Consider the following 25,568-nt stretch of genomic DNA (forward strand, 5'->3'; position numbering starts at 1 on the left):
CGGAAGGCAACTCCCATGGCAGCACAAGCTGAACCCGAGGTCTGGTTCCTCACCGGAAGCCAGTCCATGTACGGCGAGGACACCCTCCGGCAGGTGGCCGAGCAGTCCCGGCAGATCGCCGCCCTGCTCGACGACTCGCCGCACGTCCCCGCCCGGGTGGTCTGGAAGCCCGTCCTGACCACCAGCGCCGACATCCTGAAGGTCTGCCAGGACGCCGCCGTACAGGGTGTGGTCGGGGTCATCGCCTGGATGCACACGTTCTCGCCGGCCAAGATGTGGATCACCGGCCTGGACGCGCTGCGTACGCCGCTGCTGCACCTGCACACCCAGGCGAACGTCCAGTTGCCGTGGGGCGAGATCGACATGGACTTCATGAACCTGAACCAGGCCGCCCACGGCGACCGGGAGTTCGGGTTCATCCAGACCCGCCTCGGTGTGGCCCGCAAGACGGTCGCCGGGCACGTCACCGACCCCCGGGTCGCCGCCCGGGTCGGTGCCTGGACCCGCGCGGCGATCGGCTGGTCGGCGATGCGGTCGCTGCGCCTGGCCCGCTTCGGCGACAACATGCGCGACGTCGCGGTGACCGAGGGCGACAAGGTGGAGGCGGAGCTGCGCTTCGGCGTCTCGGTCAACACCTACGGCGTCAACGACCTGGTCCTGGCCGTCGACCAGGTCGCCGAGGCGCAGATCGACGACCTGGTCAAGGAGTACGACGACACCTTCCGGGTGGCCGCCGAACTGCGACCCGGTGGTGACCGGCACGACTCGCTGCGCTACGCCGCCCGGATCGAACTGGGCCTGCGGACCTTCCTGGAGGCCGGCGGGTTCCGTGCCTTCACCACCAACTTCGAGGATCTGGGCGGACTGCGCCAGCTGCCCGGTATCGCGGTGCAGCGGCTGATGGCCGACGGCTACGGCTTCGGTGGCGAGGGGGACTGGAAGACCTCCGTGCTGGTGCACACCGTCAAGGCGATGTCGGCCGGCGCCCAGGGCGGTACCTCCTTCATGGAGGACTACACCTACGACCTCACGCCGGGCGAGGAGCTGATCCTCGGAGCGCACATGCTCGAGGTGTGCCCGACGATCGCCGCCGACGTGCCGAACGTGGAGATCCACCCGCTGGGCATCGGCGGCCGGGAGGACCCGGTCCGGCTGGTCTTCGACGCCGAGCCCGGCCCGGCGGTGGTGCTCGGCCTGGCCGACATGGGTGAGCGGTTCAGGCTGGTCGCCAACGAGGTCGACGTGGTGCCGCCGCCGCAGCCGCTGCCCCGGCTCCCGGTGGCCCGCGCCGTCTGGCGGCCCCGCCCGCACCTGGCCGGCTCGGCCGAGGCGTGGATCACCGCGGGCGCACCGCACCACACCGTGCTGTCCCAGGCTGTCGGGGTGGAGGAGCTGCACGACCTCGCCGAGATGGCACGTACCGAACTCGTCGTCATCGACGCGGACACCACCCCCCGTCGCTTCGCCGACGAGCTGCGCTGGAACCAGGCCTACTACCGGCTCGCCCGGGGTTTCTGAGCCGGCCCGCCCTGCCGGGTCGACCCTCGTCCGAGGGTGACCGGGCACGTCTGCCCACGGCCGCCACCAGGTCGGTGTCGTGGCCGGCACGACCGCGCCGGATGCCCGGCCGTCGCCTCGACGACGGCCGGGCATCCGTGTCCCTGACACGCTCCCCGCGCCCGACCTCGAAGCGGCTGTGTTACGTCTTGACTAACGGCGTGTTATCGCTCACAGTCGACAGTGAAGGCGGACGATATCTGTGGCTTGCCGGGCTGCTCGCGTCACTTCACCACCAGTGGATCACATTCATCCCCCCGGGCAAGCGGATGAATGTTAGCGATCACACGGTCGTTTGAAGATCACCACGACGCTCGCCGCAGTGGAGAAACCGTCCCCGGTCGTACGGCTCTTCGTTCCGGAAGGAGGATCATGGTTGCCATTGGCGAGGTCTCGTGGCCCGCGTCGAATCGGCGCGGCTGGTGGTCACGGGTGGTGGCCGCCGCGGCGGCGGTGGTGGTGGGTGGCACGTTGGTGGCGGTGGCACCGACACCGGCTGCGGCGGCGACGGTGGACACCAACGCCTGGTACGTGCTGCTCAACCGCAACAGCGGCAAGGCGTTGGACGTGTACAACCTGGCCACGAACGACGGCGCGCGGATCACCCAGTGGGCGCGCAACAACGGTAACCAGCAGCAGTGGCAGTTCGTCGACTCCGGCGGCGGCTACTACCGGCTGAAGTCCCGGCACTCGGGCAAGGTGCTCGACGTCTACAACTTCTCCACCGCCAACGGCGCGTCCATCGTGCAGTGGAGCGACGGCAACGGCACCAACCAGCAGTTCCGGCTGGCGGACTCGGACGGCGGATACGTCCGGCTGATCAACCGCAACAGCAACAAGGTGGTGGAGGTGCAGAACGCCTCCACCGCCGACGGCGGCAACATCGTCCAGTACGACGACTGGAACGGCGCCAACCAGCAGTGGCAGCTCGTCCGCGTCGACGGTGGTGGCACCAACCCGCCGCCGAGCGGGACCTTCACCAACCCGGTGGTCTGGCAGGACTTCGCGGACGTCGAGGTGATCAGGGTCGGCGAGGTCTACTACATGACCGCCTCCACCATGCACTACTCGCCCGGAGCCCCGATCCTGCGCTCCTACGACCTGGTGAACTGGGAGTTCGCCGGGCACTCGGTACCCCGGCTGGACTTCGGCACCAAGTACGACCTGCCCGCCGGACAACAGGCGTACGTGGACGGCATCTGGGCCTCCACGCTGGCCTACCGGCAGAGCAACCGGACGTACTACTGGGCCGGCTGCATCGACTTCTCCCAGACCCACATCTACACCGCCTCGGCCGTCGACGGCACCTGGAGCCGGCACGCCACCATCCCCAACTGCTACTACGACGCGGGGATGCTGATCGACGACAACGACACCATGTACGTGGCGTACGGCAACGGCACGATCAGCGTCGCGCAGCTCTCCGCCGACGGGCGCAGCCAGGTCCGGTCCCAGCAGGTCTACCAGACCCCGTCGAGCATCGGCACCCTCGAAGGAGCCCGCTTCTACAAGCGCAACGGCGCCTACTACATCTGGCTGACCCGACCCGCCAACGGCCAGTACGTGTTGAAGTCCACCAACGGCCCGTTCGGTCCGTACGAGCAGCGCCAGGTGCTGCTCAACATGCAGGGCCCGATCTCCGGCGGCGGGGTGCCCCACCAGGGCGGCCTGGTCCAGCTGCCCAACGGCTCCTGGTACTACATGGCCTTCACCGACGCGTACCCGGGCGGCCGGATGCCGACCCTGGCGCCGATCACCTGGACCGCCGACGGGTGGCCGCAGGTGCAGACGGTCAACGGCGCCTGGGGAGTGAACTACCCCAACCCGCTGCCGCTGCGCCCGGTCAAGCCGCTCACCGGCGTGGACACCTTCGCCGGTACCACCCTCGGCCCGCAGTGGGAGTGGAACCACAACCCGGACAACAGCCGCTGGTCGGTGAACAACGGCCTGCGCCTGCAGACCGCCACCGTGACCAACGACCTCTACCGGGCCCGCAACACGATCACCCACCGCATCCAGGGGCCGACCTCCACAGCGACCGTGGAGCTGGACTACTCGACCATGCGCGACGGTGACCGCACCGGCCTGGCCATGCTGCGCGACGTCTCCGCCTGGATCGGGGTCAGACGCGACAACGGGGCGACCCGGGTCGTGATGACCAACGGGCTGAACATGAACAGCAACTGGGACACCAGCAGCACGGGCAGCGAGATCGCCAGTGCTGCGGTCTCCGGCGGCCGGATCTGGCTGCGCGCCAACGCCGACATCCGACCTGGATCGGGCCGGCAGGCACGCTTCTCGTACAGCACCGACGGGGTCAACTTCGTCTCGCTGGGCAACGCCCTGACGCTGAACAACAACTGGACGTTCTTCATGGGATACCGGTTCGCCATCTTCAACCACGCCACCCAGGCACTGGGCGGCGCGGTGACCGTGCGACGTTTCGAGCTGGCCACGCCGTGACCTCGGTGCACAGGCGGCCCTCGGAACGGGTGCGGCGCTCTCCTCCGGCAGCGCCGCCCACCGGGAGGAAGGTCACCGGACACCGGTGACCCGCGGGTGGCGCCCGATGATGGGCGGGCGCCACCCGCGCACGTCGCGCGGGCCCGCGTCGCACCCCGGTCGGGGATGCGGCCCGGGCCCGTCGCGCGGGGCGGCGGCTCCGCCCGAGGTGTACCGATCATCCGGCGTCGATCCCGGCCCGGCCCGGCCGGGCCGGCCGCCCGTCGTCGGTGACCGGTATCCGCCACACCCGCCTGACCTGCCAGCGATCGATCTCGTCGCTGGCGTAGACTGTGCGTGATCTAGCGCCACCCCGGCGGGCACGGGCCGGCGTGGGCGCCGCGAGAGGGATCGTGAATTCAAGCCGCTCCGGTCAACGTCGACGGGCCGCGGCGACCCACGGGCATGCGGGAGTGTGAGATGGCCGTACGCGATCCTGCGATGACGGACGTGGCTCGCCTCGCTGGCGTCTCCCACCAGACGGTTTCGCGAGTGCTCAACGGCCACCCCAACGTGCGGGAACAGACCCGGCTGCGAGTCCAGGCGGCAATCGCCGAACTGGGCTACCGGCCCAATCGAGCGGCCCGGGCGTTGGTCACCGGGCGTTCCCAGGTGATCGGCGTGGTCGCGCAGAACACCACCCTCTACGGGCCGGCGTCGCTGCTCGCCGCCCTCGAACAGACCGCCGCCGAGGCCGGCTTCGCCGTCAGCGTCGGCAGCGTGCGGGACCTCGACCATCGGTCCATCTCGGCGGTGGTCGAGCGGCACCTGGCCCACCGGGTCGCCGGCATCGTGGTGATCGCCCCGGTGGAGTCGGCGGGCGAGGCGCTGGAGCACCTGCCGAAGGAGGTGCCACTGGTCACCGTCGACGGAGACCCGCGCCGGCCGATGCCGCTGGTGACCGTCGACCAGGCCGCCGGGGCCCGGGCCGCCACCCAGCACCTGCTCGACGCCGGCCACCGTACGGTCTGGCACGTCTCCGGGCCGTCCGACTGGTTCGACAGCGCGGGCCGCATAGAGGGTTGGCGCGCGGCGTTGCTCGCCGCGGGTGCGGAGATTCCGCCGCTGGTGCCCGCGGACTGGTCGGCCGCGGCCGGCTACCGCTGCGGGCAGATGCTGGCCCGGATGCCCGACGTCACCGCGGTCTTCACCGCCAACGACCACCTCGCCCTCGGGGTGCTGCGGGCGCTGCACGAACACGGCCGCCGGGTGCCCGACGACATCAGCGTGGTCGGCTTCGACGACGTGCCGGAGGCGGCGTACTTCATCCCGCCGCTGACCACCGTGCGGCCCGACTTCGACGCGGTCGCCCGGGCCAGCCTGGAGATGTTGCTGGCGCAGATCGAGACGGACAGCGGCGGCGCACTGCGGGAGACGATCGCCCCGTCCCTGGTCGCTCGCCAGAGCGTCGGCAAACCCCCGCGCCGCTGACCCCCGACCCGGCGCGCCCAAGCGCGGTGTTGATCAGGAGGTTCTGGTCGAGGAACGCTCCGGTCCCGACCAGAACCTCCTGATCAACCTGTTCCGGGGTGGTGCGGGTCAGGTCGCGGTGCAGGTGGGCGTGCCGGACGGGGCGGCGCCGGTGCCCTGGAAGCCGAACTCGGTGCTGCCGCCCGCGCCGACCTGGCCGTTGTAGCTGACGTTGCCGAAGTTCACCGTGCCGGTGCTGCCGCCGGCCTGGGCGTTCCAGGTGCCGGTGACCGCGGTGCCGCCGGGCAGCGTGATCCGTACCGTCCAGCCACGGATCGCGGCGTTACCGGCGGTGACCCGCACCGTGGCGACGAAGCCGCCGTTCCACGTGTTCAGCGACACCGAGGCGCTGCAGCCGGCCCCACCGGGCGGCGGCGGGGTGGTGGTCGGTGGCGGGTTGGTCGGCCCGGAGACGCTGTTCAGTGCGTTGAGCACCGAGTTGTACGCGGCCTTCTTGTTGCCGTTGGCGTCGAACAACAGCGGGTTCTCCCCGCGCCGCCACGAGTCGTTGTCCCGCACGCCCCAGACCGTGATGCCGTTGCAGCGGGCCACCGCGAGGCAGGCCCGGGTCACCCGCTCGTAGATGCTGGCCTGGCTGGAGCCCTGGGCGACGTCCAACTCGGTGATCTGCACGTCCACGCCCAGGTCGGCGAAGCGCTGCAGGTTGGCCTGGTAGTCGCTGGACAGCGTGGTACCCAGGTGGGACTGGAAGCCGACGCAGTCGATCGGCACCCCACGCGCCTTGAAGTCACGCACCATGTTGTAGATGCCGGTCGACTTCGCGTTGATCCCGTCGGTGTTGTAGTCGTTGTAGCAGAGCTTGGCGTTCGGGTCGGCCGTGCGGGCGGTACGGAACGCCACCTCGATCCAGTCGTTGCCGGTGCGCTGCAGGTTCGAGTCCCGCCGCCCGCCGCCGCCACCGTCGGCGAACGCCTCGTTCACCACGTCCCAGGAGTGGATCTGACCCCGGAAGTGGCCGGCGACCCGGTTGATGTGGTTGATCATGGCGTTGCGCAACGCCGTACCCGAGAGGTTCTGCGCCCATCCGGGCTGCTGGGCATGCCAGACCAGGGCGTGTCCGCGTACCGACATGCCGTTGGCGCGGGCGTGCGCCACCAGCCGGTCGGCGCCGGTGAAGTTGAAGACGTTCTGCTGGGGCTCGGTGGCGTCCCACTTCATCTCGTTCTCGGCCACGATCGAGTTGAACTCACGGTTCAGGATCGTGGTGTGCTGACTGTTGGAGAACATGAACGAGCTGGTGGCGGCGCCGAAGTAGCGCCCGCTCTGGGCCGCCGCGGCGCCCAACGTGGTGGCGGCGGCGTTGGCGGCGGGAACGACCAGCGCCGTCGGCGCGAGCAGCGCGGCACCCGCCGCGAGTGCCAGCAGGACGGTACGCGGACGAAGCCGCGACGAGCCGCCGTTACGGGATCTGAGGTCCATGGCCGGAACCTTTCCGTGGTGGTGGTGCGGTGGTGGTACGACACGTTGCGGGACGGACGACGAGCCCGGTCCGGGCGCGACGGGGCCGCGCCGAGGCGCAGACACGCGTCGGTGCCGGAACGAGCGAAGAGTTGTCGACCCGTCGTGACAGCCGGCTGCCACGAGACGAATCGGTGCTGCGTACCGTCGAGGTGGCCCCACCCGCGCGGAATGTCAGCGCGCGGCGCCTGACGGATGTGGACCCGGACAGGTCGCCGATGATCGGCGCAACGGCGGACGGCCCGCCTCGGCCTGACGGCCGGCAACCTCGGTGAACGGAGTTGTGCCCGTAACTCCTTGCCCGAAGTTAGCATGTTATCGATAACACTCTCAAGTGACGGCCATGGATCCGATGACAGTCATGGATCTGATGACGGCCATGGATCCGATGCGGCCGCCGTGGGTCCGCCCACTCCCGGTCGAGCGGAGAGCGGGCAGGGGACCGGCCGCGCAGACGCGCGGCCCGAGCCGAGGGCTCGGGCCGCGCGTCAGCGGGTGGTCAGATGAAGCGCCAGCGGTGGTCGCCGGCGCCGCTGTCGTCCCAGAGGACGATCTGGGTGCCCTGGCTCGACGAGGCGTTCAGCACGCCGAGCACCCGGCCGCCGTTGGCGGACTGGATCCGGAAGTATCCGTTGGCGCCGTAGCGCAGCCGCCAGCGGTTCGAGGCCGACCCGTTGTCCGCCCACTGGACGACCCGGGCGCCGTTGGCGCTGCCGCCGTTCTCCACGCCCAGCACCTTGCCGCTGTGGGAGTTGCGTAGCCGCAGGTAGCCGCCGCTGTCCACGATCGCGGTCCAGAGGTGGTCGGCGGTGCCGGTGTCACCCCACTGGATCACCAGGCCGCCGTCGGCGGTGGACATGTTCTGCACCCCGAGCACGAGGCCGGTGGCCAGGTTCTGGATCCGGCGCGCCCCGTTGGGTACGAACCGCCACTGGTTGTCCAGCGTGCCGTTGTCCGGGTCCTGCACCACCCGCGCGCCCTGGGCGGTCGAACCGTTGAGCACGCCGAGCAGCTTGCCGCTGTTGCCGTTACGGATCTTGTGTGAACCGTCGCCGACGTCGACGACGGTCCACCGGTGGTCGGCCGTGCCGGTGTCGGACCACTGCAGGACCTGGGCGTTGTCGGCGGTCGACATGTTCTGCACGCCGAGTACCTTGCCGCTGTTGGCGTTGCGGAACCGCAGCGCGGCGCCGTCGACCACCAGCTGCCAGTCGTGGTCCAGGGTGCCGTTGTCGGCCCACTGCAACGCCGGTGCGCCGTCGGCGGTGGACATGTTCTCGATCCCGAGCACCAGCCCGCTGGCGGCGTTGACCAGCCGGAAGGTGGCCCCGGTCGCCGTCGACGGGCCACCGGCGCCCCAGTAGACCGTGTAGTTGTGGCCGTGCGCGTCGTAGAACGGGATCAGGTTGACCTGGGCGCCGTTGGCGGTGGCGGTGAACGTCAACGCCGAGGTGCTGGTCCGGGTGACCGACGCGGTGGCCAGCGCGGGCAGCGCCGACAGGGCGGTGTTGCCGTAGTTGCCGGAGAGCACCGCCGGGCCGTACCGCAGCGCCACCACGTTCGAGTTGTCGTTGGCCGGCTCCACGACCACCCGCATCGGCAGCCGTACGGTCACCGTGTCACCGGAGGCCCAGGAACGGGTGAGGGCGGCGTACGTGCCCGGGTTGGCGGCGATGTTCTGCACCGCGCCGTTGACGCTGACCGTGGCGCCCTGGGTCCAGCCCGGGATGCGGATGCGCATCGTCCACGAGCCGGCGACACTGCCGGTGACGGTGATCGTGCTGGTGTCGCCGGCCGGGAAGGTGGTGGACTGGGTCACCGTGATCCCGCGTTGCGACCAGTTCAACACCGACGGCATGAACAGGTTGACCGTCAGGGTGCTGCCGTTGTGGAAGTAGATCGAGTCCATCAACGTCGTGTTGCTCTCCAGTCCGGTGCCCTGGCAGCACCAGAAGGAGTTGTAGTCCGTACTCCAGGTGCCGCCGCCCCAGGCCGGTCCCACGCCGCGCCGGCCACCCGGCTGCAGCGGGGTGAAGTAGGTGATGTGGCCATGGTTGTCGGCCGGGTTCTGCGCGCCGATCAGGTGGTTGAGCAGGGCGCGCTCGTAGAAGTCGAAGTAGGCGACCCGGTTCGGGTCGAGCAGCCACAACTCCCGGGTGAGCCGGAGCATGTTGTGGGTGTTGCAGTGCTCGCAGGTGTCGTTGCGCAGGTACCCGGAGATCGCGTTGGGCGCCCGGAAGTGCTCGGCCTGGCTGTTACCGCCGATGGCGTACGTCCGGGTGTTGACGGTGAGGTTCCAGGCGTTGCTGGCGATGTCGCGGTAGCGGGTGGTGCCGGTGGCCTTGAACTCGCGGGCCGCACCGATCCACTTCGGGATCTGCGTGTTGGCGTGCAGGCCGTTGAGCTGGTCGGTGTTGCTGGCGAGCGGGTTGAACACGGCGGCGTGGTCGAACCGCTGGGCGGCGGTCAACCAGCGGGCGTCGCCGGTCTGCTGGTACAGGTCGGTCAGTACGGCGTTCATTCCGCCGAACTCGGTGCCGAGCATGGACTGCATCTGGGCCGAGGTGAGCCGGCCGGTACGCCAGTCGACCCAACCGGCGAGCGCCAGCAGGACGTCACGGGCCTCGGTGTTGCCGATGTGCCGCCACACGTCCAGCAGCCCGACCAGCGTCTTGTGGATGGTGTAGTACGGCACGTTGCCGTTGTTCAGGGTGCGGGCCTCCACGGCGGTGAAGTCGGACTCGGGATAGCCACACAGGTAGCCGGTGTTGAATCCGGCGGCGGCGTTGTTGGCCTGGCACTTGGCCAACTCGGCCACCATGTGGTTGGCCTTGTCCCGGCACGTGGTGTCGCCCAGCACCGCCCACATGTGCGACCAGGCGGTCAGGAAGTGCCCCTGGGAGTGGGTGCGGAACGGGAAGCTGGGCGCCTCCCAGCCGCCGAGCGCCGCGGCGCCCCCGGTGGAGAGCCGGTGGTTGGCGCGGAAGTTGTAGAGCAGCCGGTCCACGTCGACGAAGCGCAGGTAGTTCAGGGTGCGATTCTGGTTGTCCAACCAGCGACTGGCGGTCAGCCGTACCTGGCCCAGCTCGAACGCGTACGCGGACACGCCGATGTCGGGCCGGGCCGGCGGGATCGCCGCGGCGGCGGGGCCGCCGCGCAGCGCGGATCCGACCGTGGTGGCCAGTGCGGCCGCGCCGGCGGCCTGGAGCACGTGTCGACGGTTGAGCGACGGGTGGGGCATGACGGCCTCCGGGCTGTCTGGTGGTGGGCGGAAGGCCGGGGCGGGCGGTCCCTCGGTCGTGGTGGGCCGGCTGCGTCACCGGTGGGGGGCACGACCGCGCACCGGGACCACCCGCCCCGGCGGCGTGGCACCGGGGGGACGGGTGCTGCCACGCGGGGTGGAGGTACGGCGGACCGGGCGGGCGGTGTGACCGCCGCCCGCCCGGGGTCGGCCGGGGCGACGCGCGCCCCGACCGGGTGGACCGTTACGAGGTGACGCGGAAGGTGGCGTCCTGCCGGTCGGCGGCGGCGGAGGATGCGCTGAGCGGGTCGATGCGCAGCACGTACCCGGCATGCCGCAGGTAGTACGTGGGGAAGTTGTACGACCGGAACGACGACCAGGAACTGTCGGCCAGCCCGGCGGTGCGGTAGAAGGTGGCGTCGGCGCGGAAGGTGGCGCTGTTGTCGTTGGGGTCCAACCGGGCCACGTAGCCGCTGTGCCGCAGGAAGCTGCCGGGCACGTTCACCGACTCGAACGACACTCCGGCCGGGTCGGCGAGCCCGGGCACCATCCGCCACATCTGGTCCCGGTGCGGGTCGAACGGGTACGGGTCGATGCGGATCGCGCGGTTGGAGTGCCGGACGAAGTAGTCCGGGAAGTTGGACGACTTCAGCCGTACCCAGTTCGGCAGGCCCCAGCGGCTGACCGCCGCGTTGTACTCGGCCTCGGTGATACCGACGATCGACCCGTGCTTCGAGTTCAGCGGCGGGGTGTAGTCGCGCTGGTTCGCCACCGTCCACGAGTTGCCGCCGACGTTGCTCGTCGACCAGAGGTACATGTCGTTGTTGATCGGGCCGAACGAGTCACCCCACAGCCACCACCCGGTGCCGTCGTTGCGCGGCACCAGGTGCGCGCCCTCGATGGCGGTGCCCTGCCGCAGGCCGCTGGTGTAGGTGGTGAAGCTGTTCGGGGCTCCGGTGCTGGAACGCGCGCCGTACAGGTTTCCGTTGGCCAGGTTCTTGTAGAACATGTACGTCACGCCGCCGCTGACCCGGATGTCGGCGTCGAGGACCGGGAAACCCGGGCTGAAGTAGGTCTGCGGGGCGCTCACGGTGCGGAAGTCGCTGGTGTAGTTGACCAGGAACAGGTCCGTGGTGGTGTTGGCCGAGTAGACGATGCCGTACTGGCCGCGGGCGGCGTCCCAGAACACGGTCGGCGCCCAGGTGTGCACATTGCTGTAGGTGTGCATCTGGATCCGGCGGTACCCGGTGAAGCTGGTCAGGTCCACCGAGTCCCACACGTGCAGGTACTGGCTGTTGCGGCCGAAGTTCAGCCCGAACAGGTCGGTGGCGACCACCACGAACGTGCCGTCCTGCTTGCGGTGGATGTACGGGTCGCGCAGTCCCAGGTCACCGGCGGTCGGGGTGACGACCGGATTGTTCTGGTTCAGCGGGCTCCAGTTCAGACCGTCCCGGCTGACCGCGAGGTGCAGGCCGTAGTTGGCCGCCGACTGGTTCGGCGACTCGGTGAAGTAGGTGTTCAGGTACGCGGTGTAGGTGGCTGCCGAGGCGGGCCGTGGGCTGATCGCCAGCCCGGTCGCGGTGAGTCCGGCGCTGGCCAGCGCTCCCAGGGTGAATGCTCGTCGGCTCAAGGCCATGGGGGTGGGCCTTTCTGGCGGGGGAACGGGTGTGGTTCCGGCGTGTCCGGGGCTGGGGCGGTCCGGGGGTGCCGGCGGTGGTGGACGTGGAAACGTCTGCGCGCGGACGCCTGTCGTGGGTGCTCAGGTGCCGACCGGCGGGGGCCGGGGGACGGTGGAGCGGTGGGCGATCGTCGGCGCTGCGGGCGTGGCATTGTGTGCTGCCCGCGTGTCAGCCGGCCGTCGCCCGTCTCCATGGCACCGGAGCCGGACCTACGTCATGCGTACCGATGAATGTTATCGCTAACATACCGGCCCAGTTAACAGGTACGCAACCCTCCCGTCTCGACATGACACGACCCGGAAACCGTCACGCCGCGGTGACGACTTGACCTTCGACCCGGTCGAGGCCGGACAGTGCCGACCGGATGACGCCCGCCGGGCGTCACACCGGCACGGACAACGGGCGCCGCACCGGCGCGGCTCGGCGGCCGGCTGGCCGCCCTGGTGATCACCGCCATCACCCTGCCCCGGGTCCTGCTGCTCGTGCTGGTGCAGAGCCTGCCGCTGGTGGTCACCGGCAACGCGCTCGGTGCGCTCGCCGAGGTGGGATCGGCCGCCGCGGTGCCGTACGGCTGCGCCGGTGTGCTGGTCGGGGCCGCCGCGGCGGCGTCGGCCGCCCTTCGGGGGGCCCCTACCGGAGGAGGTAAAGGCTGACTAAGGTCAGCAATCGTGGATCGGGATCTGGTTGACGTGGTGCGGCGGTTCAATCGCACGGTGACCCAGCGTGTCGGCGCGCTGGACGACGGCTATCTCGCCCGCGACCGGCCGCTGGCCCAGTCGCGGCTGCTGTGGGAGATCGGCCCGGCCGGTGCCGAGGTCGCCGCCCTGCGGGCCCGGCTGGACCTCGACACCGGGTACCTCAGCCGGCTGCTGCGCGCCCTGGAAGGCGCGGGCCTGGTCGTGGTGGGTCCGGCCGACGGCGACGGTCGGGTGCGCGCCGCCCGGCTGACCGAGGCCGGCCACGCCGAGTGGGCCCTGCTCGACCGGGAATCCGACGCGCTGGCCTGGTCGATGCTCGCGCCGCTCACCGACGGTCAGCGCGGCCGACTCACCGCCGCGATGGCGCAGGTGCAGCGGCTCTTGATGGCCTCGCTGGTCGGCGTGGAGCCCTGCCCGCCGACCGATCCGCGGGCCCGGGCCTGCCTGCGGGCGTACGCGGGCGAGCTGGCCGAACGCTTCGAGACCGGCTTCGAGTTGGCCCCCGGCGACGACGGCGAGACCGGCCTGTTCCTGGTCGCCACCCTCGCCGCCGAGGCGGTGGGTTGCGGCGCGCTGCGGCTGGCTCCGGACGAACCCGCCGAGATCAAACGCCTCTGGGTGTCCCGGTCGGTACGCGGCCTCGGCGTCGGCCGGCGGCTGCTCGGCGAGCTGGAACAGCGAGCGCGGGCAGCGGGAGCCGAGACGGTCCGCCTCGACACCAACCGCAGCCTCACCGAGGCGATCCGGCTCTACCGCAGCGCGGGCTACCACGAGATCCCGCGCTACAACGCGAACCCGTACGCCCACCACTGGTTCGCCAAGCGGCTGGACGCGCCACCGACCAGAACTGAATGATGGCGCGATGGTCCATCTTCGGAAGACGGAGCCGGGGGAGTCCCGATGACCACGCACGAGGTGTTCAACCAGGTACCCCCGCTGGTCGGCCACGACCTCGCCGACGACCCGGCGCTGCTGGACGGGCTCACCCGCGAGGGCGCCGGCTGGGCCACCGCGCAGGTGCGCGCGCTCGGCCGGCTCGCCGGCACCGAAGCGGCGATCGAGCACGGTCGACTGGCCAACGAGTACCCGCCGGTGCTGCGTACCCACGACCGCTACGGCAACCGCGTCGACGAGGTGCAGTTCCACCCCGCCTGGCACGAGCTGATGCGTACCGCCGTGGCGCACGGCCTGCACGCCGCGCCCTGGGCGGACGACCGGGTCGGCGCGCACGTCGCCCGGGCCGCCAAGTTCTACACCTGGCGGCCCGACGCCGGACACGGCTGCCCGATCTCGATGACCTACGCGGCGGTGCCCGCCCTGCGGCACGCCCCGGAGCTGGCCGCGCGCTACGAGCCGCTGCTGACCGCCACGACGTACGACTTCGGGCTGCGGGCACCGCAGACCAAGCGGGGCCTGCTGGCGGGCATGTCGATGACGGAGAAGCAGGGCGGCTCCGACGTCCGGGCCAACACCACCGTCGCCCGGCCGCAGGCCGACGGCGGCTACCGGCTGGTCGGGCACAAGTGGTTCACCTCCGCGCCGATGTCCGACCTGTTCCTCACCCTCGCGCAGGCGCCGGATGGACTCACCTGTTTCCTGGTCCCGCGCGTGCTGCCCGACGGCGCCCGCAACGGGATGCGGCTGATGCGGCTGAAGGACAAGCTCGGCAACCGGTCCAACGCCTCCGGCGAGGTCGAGTACGACGACGCGGTCGCCTGGCGGGTGGGCGCGGAGGGCCGGGGCGTACCCACCATCATCGACATGGTCAACCTGACCCGCCTCGACTGCGTGATCGGCGCCGCGGCCGGCATGCGGCAGGGTCTGATCACCGCCGCGCACCACGCCGCGCACCGGCGGGCCTTCGGCCGCCGCCTGGCCGACCAGCCGCTGATGCGTAACGTCCTGGCCGACCTGGCGGTGGAGTCCGAGGCGGCGACGACTCTGATGCTGCGGCTCGCCGGCGCGACCGACCGGGCGGCCCGGGGCGACGCGGCGGAGGCGGCGTTCAAGCGCCTCGCCCTGGCCGTCGGCAAGTACTGGGTCTGCAAACGCTGGCCGGGGCACGCCGCCGAGGCGCTGGAATGCCTGGGCGGCAACGGCTACGTCGAGGAGTCCGGGATGCCGCGGCTGTTCCGCGAGTCACCGCTGAACTCGATCTGGGAGGGATCCGGCAACGTGGCCGCGCTGGACGTGCTGCGGGCCCTCGCCGGCCGACCCGAGGTGGCGGCGGCGTTCCGTGCCGAGGTGGGCGCGGCGGCCGGCGCCGACCGGCGCCTGGACGCCGCGGTGCGCCGGCTCGACACCGCCCTGGCCGACCAGACCGACCTGGAGGTACGGGCCCGACGGCTGGTCGAACAGCTGGCCCTGGTGTTGCAGGGTGCGTTGCTGGTACGGCACGGGCCTCCGGCCGTGGCCGACGCCTTCTGCGCCTCCCGGCTCGGCGACGACCGGGGCCAGGCGTACGGCACCCTGCCGGCCGGGGTCGACTTCGCCGCCATCCTCGACCGGTCCACCCCGCAGCCGGCCTGACCGCCGGTCCACTTCGGAGCTTGGACAGAATGTGCCCTTCGAGGAGCGCTCTCGCGCCACGATCCCCGGCCTGACGATGGAGTGACGGATGCAGCACTGGACGTACGAGAACATTCCCGACCAGCGTGGGCGTACGGTGATCGTCACCGGGGCCAACAGCGGGCTCGGTCGGGAAACCGCGCGCGCCCTGGTCGGCCGCGGTGCCCGGGTGGTGCTGGCCTGCCGGGACCTGGCCAAGGGCGAGGCCGCCGCCGGGGACATCCGGCAGCGGCACCCGGACGGCGAGGTGCGCTGCCTTCCGCTCGACCTGGCCGACCTGGACTCGGTCGCCGCCTTCGCCACCGCCTACCGGGCCGAGTACGACCAGCTCGACCTGCTGATCAACAACGCCGGGGTGATGTATCCACCGCTGCGGCGCACCCGGCAGGGCTTCGAGCTGCAGTTCGGCACCAACCACCTCGGTCACTTCGCGCTCACCGGCCGGCTGCTGCCGATGCTGCTGGCCACCGAGGGGGCGCGGGTCGTCGCGGTGGCCAGCAACGCCTACCGCACCGGGCGGATCGACTTCGACGACCTCAACTGGGAACGGCGGCGCTACTCCCGGTTCGGCGCCTACTCGCAGAGCAAACTGGCGGTCCTGCTGTTCGTCCTGGAACTGCACCGCCGGCTCACCGGGGCCGGCGCGGCGTTGCGGGTCACCGCCGCGCACCCCGGGTGGACGTACACCGGGGAGAGCCAGGGACGGGACCGCTTCGTCACCGTGGTCAACGCGATCGGTCGGTACGTCGCGATGCCGCTGGAGCAGGGGGTGCTGCCGACGCTGCGCGCGGCGACCGACCCCGACGCCGACAGCGGCAGCTACTGGGGGCCGGCGCACCGGATGGAGAACGCCGGCCCGCCGGTACCCGCCGGCCGCGCCCCCCGGGCCCTCGACGCGGACGTCGCCGGCCGGTTGTGGGCCGAGAGCGAACGGCTGACCGGCGTGCCGATCAGCCTGGCGCCCGTCGAGGGCGGCTGAGCGACGCACCGGTGCCCCGGCCGCGATGGGTCGGGGCACCGGGGCGGGCTCAGCCGCAGGCGGCGCCGTTGAGGGTGAACTGGCCCGGTGGCGGGTTGCTGCCGGTGTGGGTGGCCTGGACACCGAAGCTGACGCTCTGGTTGGCCGCGATCGTGCCGTTGTAGGAGACGTTGCGTGCGGTCACCTGGTTGCCGGTCTGGGTGACCGTGGCGTTCCAGGCGCTGGTGACCTGCTGGCTGCCCGGCCAGGTCCACTGCACCGTCCAACCGTTGACCGCGCTCGGGCTGGTGTTGGTGACGGTGATGTTGGCGACCAGGCCGTTGTTCCAGGAGTCGGCGGCGTACTGCACCCGGCAGGAGGTCGACCCCGGCGGCGGGGTGGTCGGCGGCGGGGTGGTCGGGGGCGGCGTGGTGGGCGGTGGGGTGGTGCCGCTCAGGCCGAAGAAGTCGATCGCCGCCCGGGCCATGCCGGTCGACGGCAGGCTGTGCCCGGCGCCCTGGATGGCGTACGCCTCCACCCGCACCGTGCCGGAGGAGTCGGCGAAGCGGCGGCGGTTCCAGTTGGCCTGCGGGGTGTCGCTGGACGTGGGGGTCTGGCTCAGCCCGGCCACGTTCGTCCACTGCTCGACGGACTCCTGCAGCAGCTGGAAGGGGATCAGGTTGTCGGCGGTGCCGTGCCACAGCTGGACCCGGGGGCGCGGACCGTTGTAACCCGGGTACGCCTGCCGGACGGCGTCGCCCCACTGCTGCGGCGTGCGGTCCATCCGGCCGTTGACGCACTGGCTGTTGGTGGGCGGGAAGTCGGCGGCGTTGGCGAAGCAGTTGAACGGCACCCCCATGAACGCGGCGCCGGCCTTGTAGACGTCCGGGTAGAGCGCCATCAGGGCCTGGGTCATCATCCCGCCCGACGAGCTGCCGGTGGCGTACACCCGTTGCGGGTCGCCGCGGTACTGCTGCTGCGCGTAGTTGACCATCGACATGATGGAGACCGGGTCGCTGCCGCCGTTGCGCTGCTTCGCGGCGGCGGACCACACGTCGAAGCAGTTGCCGAAGCCGGCCTGCTGGGTCGCGGTGGGGTAGATGACCAGGAAGCCGTACTGGTCGGCGAGCCGGGCGAACTCACTGCCCGAGTAGAAGCCCTGGCCGGAGCCGCCACAACCGTGCATGGCGACCAGGATCGCCGGGTTCGCCGGCCGGTTGTCCGGTGCGTAGATGTGCATGCGCATGTTGCCCGGGTTGCTGCCGAAGTTCGTCACCTCGACAAGTGACGCGGCGGCGGCCGGGGGCGGGGCCAGCACGATGCCCGCCACGGCGAAGAGGAGTGCGGCGGCCAGGGAGCCCAGCGCCGCTACGGTTCGGTTCACGTCCACCTCCATGGACTACGGGTCGACACCGGAGCGGCCACGGTGAACCAGACGGCGGTCACCCGGGCCGACGAGGACGGTGTCGCGATGCGGGAGGTGCTGCCCTACGGAACCGGTGTCCGTTCACCTCGCCGTGCCAACGGTGCATTTCATGCCAATCCGCAGCTCGCGCGTAGCCAAAGTATGGGCTCGCGGCGGCGACCCGGCAAGATGCTTGTAGATATCGATAGTTTCGGTTCACCATGATCGCGCTTCTCCACGATCGAGCGGGCGAGCCGGTCGCCCGGGCCGGGACCGTTCGACGGCCGCCGGTCTGCCACCATGCAACGCATGACGGGGGAAGTGCGGACGGAACCGGCGGCGAGCCGCGAGCGCGTCGGCCTGGGCGGCCGGTACTGGCGGCTCTGGTCGGCCTCGGCGGTGTCCAACCTCGCCGACGGCATCGTCAAGATCGCGCTGCCGTTGATCGCAGTCCGGTACACCGACTCGCCGGTGCTGGTCGCCGGGGTCGCGGTCGCGTTCAGCCTGCCGTGGCTGCTCTTCGCGCTGCCGGCCGGCGCGCTGGTCGACCGGCTCGACCGACGTCGGGTGATGCTGGCCGCCAACACCGTGCGCGCGACGTTGCTCGGCGCGCTGGCGTTGGCCGTGGCGCTCGACGTCGGCGCGATCTGGCTGCTGTACCTGGTGGCGCTCGGCGTGGGTGCCGCCGAGACCCTCTACGACACCTCCGCCCAGTCCATCCTGCCGCAGGTCGTGTCACGTGCGGCACTGCCGGCGGCCAACGGCCGGCTGCACGCCGTCGAGTTGGCCGCCAACCAGTTCGTCGGCCCGCCGCTGGCCGGCTTCCTGGTCGCCGCCGGTGCCGCCGTGGCGCTGGCCGGTCCGGCCGGCCTCTGGGCGGTGGCGGTCGCCGCGCTGCTGCTGGTCGGCGGCCGGTTCCGGATCGACCGCGACGGCCAGACCTCGGTACGCGCCGACATCGCCGAAGGGCTGCGCTTCCTCTGGCGACACCGGCTGCTGCGGACGCTGGCGACGATGGTGGGAGTCAGCAACTTCTGCACCAACGCGATCTTCGCGGTGCTCGTCCTCTACGCGGTCGGGCCCGGCTCGGCGATCGGGCTCACCGAACCCGGCTTCGGGCTGCTGCTGACCACCATCGCCGCCGGCATCGTGCTCGGTTCGCTGGCTGCCGCCGGGATCGAGCGCCGGCTCGGGCGGGCCCGGGCGCTCGCCCTCTCGGTCGTGGCCATGGCGGCCGTGGTCGGGGTGCCGGCGCTGAGCACCAACCCGTACGTCATCGGCGCGGTCTTCTTCTGCGGCGGGATCCTGCTCGCCGCCTGGAACGTGATCACCATCTCGCTGCGTCAGCGGATCACGCCGGACCACCTGCTCGGCCGGGTCAACAGCAGCTACCGGCTGCTGGCCTGGGGCAGCATGCCGGTGGGCGCGCTGGTCGGCGGCCTGCTGGCCGAGTTGTTCGGCCTCCGCGCGGTCTTCGCCGTGATGGGCGTGCTGGCGTCGACCCTGCTGCTCGGCATGCTCCGGGTGACCGACGCCAACATCGAGGCCGCCGAACGCGAGGTCAGCACCTGACCGTCCACCGGTCGGCCCCCCGCGACCCGAAACGAGCCCGTACTCCGCAGCGGCCCGGGTCCGCCCCCGCGTCGTCTCGCCCATCGGATGGCCGCCCGGCAACGTCGAGGTGCACCGGAGCGTGCCGCAACTGGTGGTGCTGGCGCACGCGTCGGCCTTCGTCACCCACGCCGGCATGGGAAGCTGTGCCGAGGCGCTCTGGTTCGGGGTGCCCACGGTCGCGATCCCCCGGGCGGTCGACCAGTTCGGCAACGCCGATCGGCTGGTCGAGGCCGGCGCCGGCCGGCTGCTGCCCGCCGAGCAGGTCACGCCCGGGCGCTGCGTACGGCGGTCGACGCGGTCGCCGACGACGCACTGCTACGCGGCCGGCTGGCCGAGATCCGGTCCGAGGTACGGGGCAACGGCGGAGCCCGCCGTGCGGCCGACGCGGTCGAGGACTTCCTCGCCCCGGGCTGACCCGAGCGGTGGGCCGCCCGAGGGGGCGGGGAACCGCCCGCCTGCTGCTCGACGCGGTGATCGCCTCGACCGAGGCGGCGGGGATTCCGCGGTGCCGTGGCGGCCCTTCCTCGGCGGCTGCCGGACATCCGCCGAGGAGGGACACCGGTGACGACGGTGGTTACGGGTACCGCCTGACGTAGACCGGTGCGCCGACCCGGTCCATGTCGGCCGCCTCGCCGACGCCGTTGACCACGTGGTCGATGGCACCCGCGCTGAGGTTGACGGTCATGATGTGGTGCAGCCGCACGCCCGGCCGCTTCGGCACCTCGAAGCCGTTCTCGGTGCGGATCGACGGGTTGTTCTGGTTGAAGACGTACACGCCGCCGCCGTGCAGGGTGTGGTGGCGTACCCGGTCACCGACCTTGTAGCCGGCCCACCCGTTGACCTTGCCGTTGTGCCAGTCGGCCTGCGTGGGCGGGTCGTACGGCAGCTCGTTCTGGTAGAGGACCGTGGTGCCGTGCTCGCCGTTCCAGACCGTGTTGTAGCGCTGGAAGTGCTCCACGAACAGGCCGGTGGCGGTGACGTGGTCGCCGTTGATGACCACGCCGTAGCGTCCGGTGTTGGTCCGCCAGCGGTCGGTGTCGCCGTTGACGCCCTCGGTGAAGCCCTCGACGCCGTGGTCGCCGCGCCACACCCAGGTGTGGTCGATCAGGACGTGGTCGCTGTTGACCTCCAGCGCGGTGTCGGTCCTGCCGATGTGCGGGCCACCGACCCGGAAGTACACGTCGGAGAGGGTCGTCGGGTTCTTCGCGGTGCTCTGGTCGCGGCCGTGTCGTTGGCCGACCCGCAGCAGCACCGGTGACTCCCTGAGCCCCGCGTCGATGGTGACCCCGGCGACCACCACACCGGGTACCCCGGCGACGTCGAGCGGCACCGCCCCGTTCACCGCGGTGAGGGTGGCGTGCCCGATGCCGAGGACGACCGTGTCTGGCCGGCGGATCTCGATGCTGCGGGCCACGTCGTACACCCCGGGGGTGAGCAGCAGGTGCTTGCCGCGGGCGAGTTGGGAGTTGATGGTCTGCACCGAGTCGGACGGCTTGGCGACGAAGAACCTGTCGATCGGGATGCTCTGCCCCGGCGTGCTGCCGTCGGCCCAGGTTACGCCGCGGGTGTCGCGGCGCGCGGCGGGCACCCGGACCTGGTACTTGCCCTTGGCGTCGACGAACAGGTACGGCTTCTCCCGGCTGACCGGCGTGGTGTCCAGGGTGGTGTACGGCGGGTCGGGGAAGTCCGCGTCGTCGGGGGCGCCCACCACCCCGGCGAAGACCTGGTTCCACACCCCGTTGGACCAGCTCTCGACCTCGCTGTTGCGGGTCAGCCACTGCTGCTGGGAGCCGTTGGTGGTGGCCGGCAGCCGGGAGTCGGCGATGAAGCCGCCGCTGGCGTACTGCGGACCGTTGGTGCAGTAGTCCATCAGCGACAGCCCACCGCCGCTGATGTCGAGCCGGCGCATCGACACCGCCTGCGACACCGCCCAGAAGTTGGCCGAGGCGCGGCAGTCGTCCTGGCCGGCGGCGTCGACGCGCAGCGACAGGTTGGACAGGGTGCGCCAGAAGTTGACAAGCGCGATGCAGTTGCCGGTGCCGCCCTCGGTCAGGCAGCGGTTGTACGCCTCGATCTTCCCGTTGACCGTCACGTCGGTGGGGGAGGCGCCCAGCCCGGAGATCTCGGTGTAGTAGCCGACCTTGACCTGCAACGGTTCGGCGGCGGTGCCGTAGCTGCCCGGCCGGAACAGGTACGCGTGCCGGCTGGTACCCATCTCGTTGTCCACCTGGGCGGCGTGGGCCGCGTCGAGGATCGCCTGGATCTGTCCGACCGGCATGCTCGGGTCGAAGATCGTGACGTTGGGGCCGAAGTCCGGCGTCGCCGGTCGGGGCGGGCCGGCGCTGACCGGTGTGTTCGTAGCGACGGCGGCGGTGGCCAACACGAGACCGAAGGCCAGGGCCCGGCCGAGTGGTCGGCGGTGCGGTGTGGGCGGCATGTGGTCGTCCTTCCCGTCGGGCGCGGGGTACGGGCATCGACCCGACGACGTGGCGAACCCCGCTGTGAGAGCGCTCTCTCAGTGAGGCGGGCGGATGTCCCGCGGTGCAGAATCGGGACTCAGATGTTTCTACCGCGTAACTCCGCACCGCGCCATGGTTCGCCGGGCATCGATTCGCCCCGGCACGCCGGTCGGCGCGGTCACGGCGTGACGGGGCAGCTGGTCGAACCCGTTTCGGCGTAACGACCGGGTACCGAGGCGCAGGAGGCCACCGTCACGCCGTAACGGAGCCGACGGCGGTGTGCACGGACCCGGCACACCGCCGTCGGCGCCGGAACGGGGTCGACCAGCTGCGTCAGCCCTCGGAGGGCGTGGGGTGGGCGCCGCGTCGCCCGGCCAGCCGGCCCAGGACGACGTCGACGACGAGGAAACCGAGCAGCGTCACGCCGAACCACGGCAGCGCCCAGCCGAGCGCGGCGACCACCGGCACGCCGACCGCCAGCGCCCACCAGGGCAGTGCACGCAGCGCGCCGCGGGCCGGCGGGGCACCGGCCGGCGCCCGTCGGTCCGACCGGGTGGGGCGCCGCTGCCACCACATCCGGTACCCCCAGACGATGACGCAGAGCAGGCCGATGGCGAGCGCGGCGAGCAGGATCTGGTTGACCGCCCCGAAGAGCAGCCCCATGTGGGCCTGCACGCCGAGCGCGCTCAGCTTGGCCAGCAGCGGCCAGTCGGCGAAGTCGTTACGCGCGGTCACCGCGCCGGCAGCCGGGTCGACGGCGACCTGATCGCGCCCCACCGGCCAGAGGTTGTCGGTCTGGGTCACCGTCCAGGCGGTGCCGGGCTCGCCGGGAACGATCTCGACCGGCCCGGACAGCCCGGCGTCGCGGGCCACCGACAGGACCCGGTCGAAGGTGACCGGGTCGGCCACGGCCGACGACGGCGCCCCGCCGTGCTGGTGTTCGCCGCCGCCGGTGGCGGGTGCGCCGTCCAGGGCGGTGGAGACCGCCGGACGACGGGCGTCCAACGCGTCCAGCCCGGCGCCGAAGTTCTCACCGGCGAAGCGGGACCAGGTCAGCCCGGTGGCGGCGAGGAAGAGCAGACCGACGGAGAGCCAGACGCCGGTGGTGGCGTGCCAGGCCCGGGTCCGCCGTACCCCCTTGCCGGCCGACAGGTCCGGCACCAGCAGATGCTTGGCACGGCCGCGGCCGGTGCGCCGTCGACGCCACCACAGGACGATGCCGCCGAGCGCCAACACCCACAGCCAGCTGGCGGCGATCTCGGAGTAGTGCCGCCCGTACTCGCCCAGGTGCAGGTTGCGGTGCAGGTCGTCGAGCCAGGTGGTGGCGGGCGTGGAGCCGAACCAGGTGGTCAACTGCCCGCGAACCTCGGCGGTGTACGGGTCGACATAGACGGTGTGCTGCTTGTCGCCCAGCTCCGGCAGGGCGAACACCACCTCGGTGGTCCGGTCGCCGACGCCCGGCGACACGCCGACCAGGCTGCCCTCCGGATGGCTGGCCCGGGCGGCGGTGATCTGTTCGGCCAACGACCGCGCCTGCTCCCCGGCGGCGGGCACGAAGAGCTGGTCGCCGTAGAGCGCCCGGTCCAACTGCGGCGTCACGGTGTACGCCAGTCCGGTCAGCGCGGCCACCACCAGGAACGGCGCGACCAGCACTCCGGCGTAGAAGTGCAGCCGGACCAGCAGCGCGGCCAGCGGCGCGGCGCGCCGCTGGGGCCGGGCGGTGGTGGCGACGGACGGCTCCGGGCCGGGGGTGGACTCCGGCGCGCCGGAGAGTTCGGTCAGAGACATGCACAGTTCCGATCGATCTAGGAGGTCGTGATGCGGACCTGGCCCGTGCCCTTCGGGTCAGTGCTGCTGCCGTCGCCCGGATGCCCGCCGCTCGAGCACCTAGTCGGACGGCAGGTCGCCGTGGTTCCCGGGCCCGGCCGGCAGGTTCGCGCCGGGCCGTGGGTCCGGGTACGCGCCCCGCTAGTCGTTCGGTAGCCGGTCGCCCTGCCGGACCAGACCGCCCTGGTAGGCCAGCACCACGAGTTGGGCGCGGTCGCGGGCGTTGAGCTTCGTCATCGCCCGGTTCACGTGGGTCTTGGCGGTCAGCGGCGAGACGAACAACCGGTCGGCGATGTCGTCGTTGGACAGGCCGTGTGCGACCAGCACCAGCACCTGCTGCTCCCGTTCGGTGAGCAGGTCCAGCCCGGGTATCCGGTGTGGCGACGACGATCGCAACTCGGTCAGGAAACGGCTGACCAGCGCGGTGGTCGCCTGCGGTGAGAGCAGGGCCTCGCCACCGGCGACCACGCGGATGGCGCGCAGCAGCTCCGCCGGCGCGACGCTCTTGCCGAGGAAGCCGCTGGCCCCGGCCTGCAGCGCGAGGACCACGTTGTCGTCGTTCTCGAAGGTGGTCAGCACCAGGACGCGGACCCCGGCCAGGTCGTCGTCGGCGCCGATACGGCGGGTGGCCTCGATGCCGTCCAGCCGTGGCATCCGGATGTCCATGAGCACCACGTCGGCTCGGCGGCTGCGGGCCAGGTCGACGGCCGCCTGCCCGTCACCGGCCTCGGCGACCACCTCGAAGCCGGGCTCGGAGTCGATGATCAGGCGGAAACCGGCCCGGATCAACGCCTGATCATCGGCGAGTACGACGCGGATCGTCACCGCGCCCCCTCGGCGGACGGCATCGCCCGGGCCAGGGCGACCGCCCCACAACCCGACTGCTGCCGGGCATCCTCGGTGGGCAACACGGCGCGGACCCGGAACCGGCCGTCGTCGGTGGGCCCGGCGGTGACGCGGCCGCCCGCCGAGGATGCCCGCTCGTGCATGCCCACCAGCCCGTAGCCGGCTCCGCTGCCGCGCTGGAAGGGCCGGATCTCGTTGTGCACGTCGAGTACCACCTCGTCGGGCGTGTACTCGACGAGCAGGTGGGCGACCCGCGGCCCGTAGCGGTGGGCGTTGGTCAGCGCCTCCTGCACGATCCGGTACGCGGCGAGGTCGACCAGCGCGGGAACCTCGCGCGTCGCCCCGCGTTGTTCGTGGTGCACCCGGAAACCGGCCGCGGCGAGCCCGGCGAGCAGTTCGGGAAGATGGGCCAGACCGGGGGTCGGCTCGGTACTCTCCGGCTCACCGGGCCGGCGCAACATGCCGACCACCGCCTGGATCTCCTTGAGCACGGTGTCCGAGGCGTCCCGGATGTGGGCGAGCACCGGGCCGACCTCTTCCGGCCGGCGTTCCAGCACGTGGGCCGCGGCACCGGCCTGCACGCTGATCACGGCGATGTGGTGGGCGACCACGTCGTGCAACTCGCGGGCGATCCGCAGCCGTTCGTCCATGACCCGCCGCCGGGCCTCCTCGTCGCGGGTCTGTTCGGCGCGCAGGGCACGGGCCTCCACCTCCCGCACGTACGCCCGTTGGGTGCGCCTGCTGTCGCCGACCGCCGCGGCGAGGAAGATCCACGCGAAGACACCGAGGACCTCCAGGCGCCACCAGTTGTCCGGGGCCACCACCAGACCGGTGAGGTAGACCAGGAAGGAGGAGGCGACGGCGCAGATCCAGCCCCTGCGGCGGTCGGTGTGCGCGGCGATCGAGTACGTGATCACGCCGATCACGACGATCAGGCCGGGATTGCTCACCCCGTGCCAGATCGCCCCCGCCGCGGCGAAGGTGGCGATGCCCAGCGCCGGCGAGGGCCGGATCCGCCGCAGCAGCAGGGCGACGAAGGCCACCGTGGCGACGAGGACGTCACCGAACGCCGGTCGCCCGTCCTCGGCCGCCTTGCGCAGCACGGCGACGGACAGCACCACGGCCAGCAACAGGTCGAGCAGCAGGGGGTTGGTCACCACCTGCCGGACCGCGCTGAACGGCGTGCCACTTCTGGTCTCCATCACCCTGAACGGTACGTGCCGCGACCGCGCAGCACCTCCTGCACGGGTAGTAGCTGGATCAGT

The 25,568-nt window shown here is 71.5% G+C and carries 18 protein-coding genes; 10 read left to right on the forward strand and 8 right to left on the reverse strand.

What is annotated here, in order from left to right:
- Nucleotides 1-15 precede the first annotated feature (15 nt).
- The 3 genes from araA to D2L64_RS15280 all read left to right on the forward strand — a co-directional run bounded on the left by araA (nt 16) and on the right by D2L64_RS15280 (nt 5,490).
- A complete protein-coding gene (araA, locus tag D2L64_RS15270) occupies nt 16-1,518 on the forward strand; it encodes an L-arabinose isomerase (protein WP_119577021.1) in 1,503 nt (500 codons plus the stop codon).
- Nucleotides 1,519-1,929: 411 nt separating this feature from the next.
- Nucleotides 1,930-4,020, forward strand: coding sequence for a family 43 glycosylhydrolase (locus D2L64_RS15275; RefSeq protein ID WP_119577024.1), 2,091 nt, complete (start codon nt 1,930-1,932; stop codon nt 4,018-4,020).
- A 480-nt stretch (nt 4,021-4,500) separates the two neighbouring features.
- The gene (locus D2L64_RS15280; RefSeq protein ID WP_199714540.1) at nt 4,501-5,490 is read left to right on the forward strand and encodes a LacI family DNA-binding transcriptional regulator; all 990 of its coding nucleotides are present in this window, start codon (nt 4,501-4,503) and stop codon (nt 5,488-5,490) included.
- Between the two features lie 108 nt (nt 5,491-5,598).
- Here the strand turns inward: D2L64_RS15280 and D2L64_RS15285 are convergent, their stop codons facing one another.
- The 3 genes from D2L64_RS15285 to D2L64_RS15295 all read right to left on the reverse strand — a co-directional run bounded on the left by D2L64_RS15285 (nt 5,599) and on the right by D2L64_RS15295 (nt 11,885).
- On the reverse strand, nt 5,599-6,969 hold the full coding sequence (locus D2L64_RS15285) for an endo-1,4-beta-xylanase (RefSeq protein WP_119577027.1): 1,371 nt from the start codon (nt 6,967-6,969) through the stop codon (nt 5,599-5,601).
- A gap of 538 nt (nt 6,970-7,507) precedes the next feature.
- On the reverse strand, nt 7,508-10,249 hold the full coding sequence (locus D2L64_RS15290) for a beta-L-arabinofuranosidase domain-containing protein (protein ID WP_119577030.1): 2,742 nt from the start codon (nt 10,247-10,249) through the stop codon (nt 7,508-7,510).
- A gap of 244 nt (nt 10,250-10,493) precedes the next feature.
- Nucleotides 10,494-11,885 (reverse strand): glycoside hydrolase family 43 protein, encoded by a 1,392-nt coding sequence (locus D2L64_RS15295; protein WP_119577033.1) that lies wholly within the window; start codon nt 11,883-11,885, stop codon nt 10,494-10,496.
- 486 nt (nt 11,886-12,371) lie between these two features.
- Between D2L64_RS15295 and D2L64_RS15300 the strand changes: the two genes are divergently transcribed.
- The 4 genes from D2L64_RS15300 to D2L64_RS15315 all read left to right on the forward strand — a co-directional run bounded on the left by D2L64_RS15300 (nt 12,372) and on the right by D2L64_RS15315 (nt 16,173).
- Complete coding sequence (locus tag D2L64_RS15300; RefSeq protein WP_119577036.1) at nt 12,372-12,581, forward strand: hypothetical protein; 210 nt, start codon at nt 12,372-12,374, stop codon at nt 12,579-12,581.
- Nucleotides 12,582-12,641: 60 nt separating this feature from the next.
- Nucleotides 12,642-13,481: a bifunctional helix-turn-helix transcriptional regulator/GNAT family N-acetyltransferase gene (locus tag D2L64_RS15305; RefSeq protein ID WP_233558965.1), complete on the forward strand. Its 840-nt coding sequence runs from the start codon at nt 12,642-12,644 to the stop codon at nt 13,479-13,481.
- Nucleotides 13,482-13,526: 45 nt separating this feature from the next.
- Nucleotides 13,527-15,155 carry an isovaleryl-CoA dehydrogenase gene (locus tag D2L64_RS15310; protein ID WP_119577042.1) on the forward strand — a complete coding sequence of 543 codons (1,629 nt, stop codon included), beginning with the start codon at nt 13,527-13,529 and terminating at the stop codon, nt 15,153-15,155.
- Between the two features lie 88 nt (nt 15,156-15,243).
- The gene (locus D2L64_RS15315; protein ID WP_119577045.1) at nt 15,244-16,173 is read left to right on the forward strand and encodes an oxidoreductase; all 930 of its coding nucleotides are present in this window, start codon (nt 15,244-15,246) and stop codon (nt 16,171-16,173) included.
- Nucleotides 16,174-16,222: 49 nt separating this feature from the next.
- Here D2L64_RS15315 and D2L64_RS15320 read toward each other — a convergent pair whose 3' ends face one another.
- A complete protein-coding gene (locus D2L64_RS15320) occupies nt 16,223-17,548 on the reverse strand; it encodes an extracellular catalytic domain type 1 short-chain-length polyhydroxyalkanoate depolymerase (RefSeq protein ID WP_119577048.1) in 1,326 nt (441 codons plus the stop codon).
- A 30-nt stretch (nt 17,549-17,578) separates the two neighbouring features.
- Between D2L64_RS15320 and D2L64_RS27295 the strand changes: the two genes are divergently transcribed.
- The 3 genes from D2L64_RS27295 (at nt 17,579) to D2L64_RS28515 (ending at nt 19,736) form a co-directional block, all read left to right on the forward strand.
- Nucleotides 17,579-17,782: a hypothetical protein gene (locus D2L64_RS27295; RefSeq protein ID WP_158603508.1), complete on the forward strand. Its 204-nt coding sequence runs from the start codon at nt 17,579-17,581 to the stop codon at nt 17,780-17,782.
- Nucleotides 17,783-17,857: 75 nt separating this feature from the next.
- Nucleotides 17,858-19,129, forward strand: a complete 1,272-nt coding sequence (locus D2L64_RS15325; RefSeq protein ID WP_199714541.1) for an MFS transporter — start codon at nt 17,858-17,860, stop codon at nt 19,127-19,129.
- 82 nt (nt 19,130-19,211) lie between these two features.
- The gene (locus D2L64_RS28515) at nt 19,212-19,736 is read left to right on the forward strand and encodes a nucleotide disphospho-sugar-binding domain-containing protein (RefSeq protein ID WP_456080978.1); all 525 of its coding nucleotides are present in this window, start codon (nt 19,212-19,214) and stop codon (nt 19,734-19,736) included.
- A gap of 9 nt (nt 19,737-19,745) precedes the next feature.
- Here D2L64_RS28515 and D2L64_RS15335 read toward each other — a convergent pair whose 3' ends face one another.
- From D2L64_RS15335 to D2L64_RS15350, 4 genes are all read right to left on the reverse strand, one after another.
- Nucleotides 19,746-21,608: an adenylyl cyclase gene (locus D2L64_RS15335; RefSeq protein ID WP_119577054.1), complete on the reverse strand. Its 1,863-nt coding sequence runs from the start codon at nt 21,606-21,608 to the stop codon at nt 19,746-19,748.
- 355 nt (nt 21,609-21,963) lie between these two features.
- On the reverse strand, nt 21,964-23,418 hold the full coding sequence (locus D2L64_RS15340) for a PepSY-associated TM helix domain-containing protein (protein WP_119577057.1): 1,455 nt from the start codon (nt 23,416-23,418) through the stop codon (nt 21,964-21,966).
- Between the two features lie 180 nt (nt 23,419-23,598).
- Nucleotides 23,599-24,282, reverse strand: a complete 684-nt coding sequence (locus D2L64_RS15345; RefSeq protein ID WP_119577060.1) for a response regulator — start codon at nt 24,280-24,282, stop codon at nt 23,599-23,601.
- A complete protein-coding gene (locus tag D2L64_RS15350; RefSeq protein ID WP_119577063.1) occupies nt 24,279-25,505 on the reverse strand; it encodes a sensor histidine kinase in 1,227 nt (408 codons plus the stop codon). Before D2L64_RS15350 ends, D2L64_RS15345 begins: the two co-directional genes overlap by 4 nt.
- Nucleotides 25,506-25,568: the final 63 nt, after the last annotated feature.

It is taken from the genome of Micromonospora radicis (assembly GCF_003583405.1).
GTDB classification, from domain to species: Bacteria; Actinomycetota; Actinomycetes; order Mycobacteriales; family Micromonosporaceae; genus Micromonospora; species Micromonospora radicis.

Bases quoted from the DNA above. Each gene is read 5' to 3' on its own strand.
- D2L64_RS15315 (WP_119577045.1), top strand. From the start codon at position 15,244: ATGCAGCACTGGACGTACGAGAACATTCCCGACCAGCGTGGGCGTACG.
- D2L64_RS15335 (WP_119577054.1), bottom strand. From the start codon at position 21,608: ATGCCGCCCACACCGCACCGCCGACCACTCGGCCGGGCCCTGGCCTTC.
- D2L64_RS15280 (WP_199714540.1), top strand. From the start codon at position 4,501: ATGACGGACGTGGCTCGCCTCGCTGGCGTCTCCCACCAGACGGTTTCG.
- D2L64_RS15350 (WP_119577063.1), bottom strand. From the start codon at position 25,505: ATGGAGACCAGAAGTGGCACGCCGTTCAGCGCGGTCCGGCAGGTGGTG.
- D2L64_RS15290 (WP_119577030.1), bottom strand. From the start codon at position 10,249: ATGCCCCACCCGTCGCTCAACCGTCGACACGTGCTCCAGGCCGCCGGC.
- D2L64_RS15325 (WP_199714541.1), top strand. From the start codon at position 17,858: ATGCAACGCATGACGGGGGAAGTGCGGACGGAACCGGCGGCGAGCCGC.
- D2L64_RS15275 (WP_119577024.1), top strand. From the start codon at position 1,930: ATGGTTGCCATTGGCGAGGTCTCGTGGCCCGCGTCGAATCGGCGCGGC.
- D2L64_RS15285 (WP_119577027.1), bottom strand. From the start codon at position 6,969: ATGGACCTCAGATCCCGTAACGGCGGCTCGTCGCGGCTTCGTCCGCGT.
- D2L64_RS15340 (WP_119577057.1), bottom strand. From the start codon at position 23,418: ATGTCTCTGACCGAACTCTCCGGCGCGCCGGAGTCCACCCCCGGCCCG.
- araA (WP_119577021.1), top strand. From the start codon at position 16: ATGGCAGCACAAGCTGAACCCGAGGTCTGGTTCCTCACCGGAAGCCAG.
- D2L64_RS15295 (WP_119577033.1), bottom strand. From the start codon at position 11,885: ATGGCCTTGAGCCGACGAGCATTCACCCTGGGAGCGCTGGCCAGCGCC.
- D2L64_RS15320 (WP_119577048.1), bottom strand. From the start codon at position 17,548: ATGGAGGTGGACGTGAACCGAACCGTAGCGGCGCTGGGCTCCCTGGCC.
- D2L64_RS15310 (WP_119577042.1), top strand. From the start codon at position 13,527: ATGACCACGCACGAGGTGTTCAACCAGGTACCCCCGCTGGTCGGCCAC.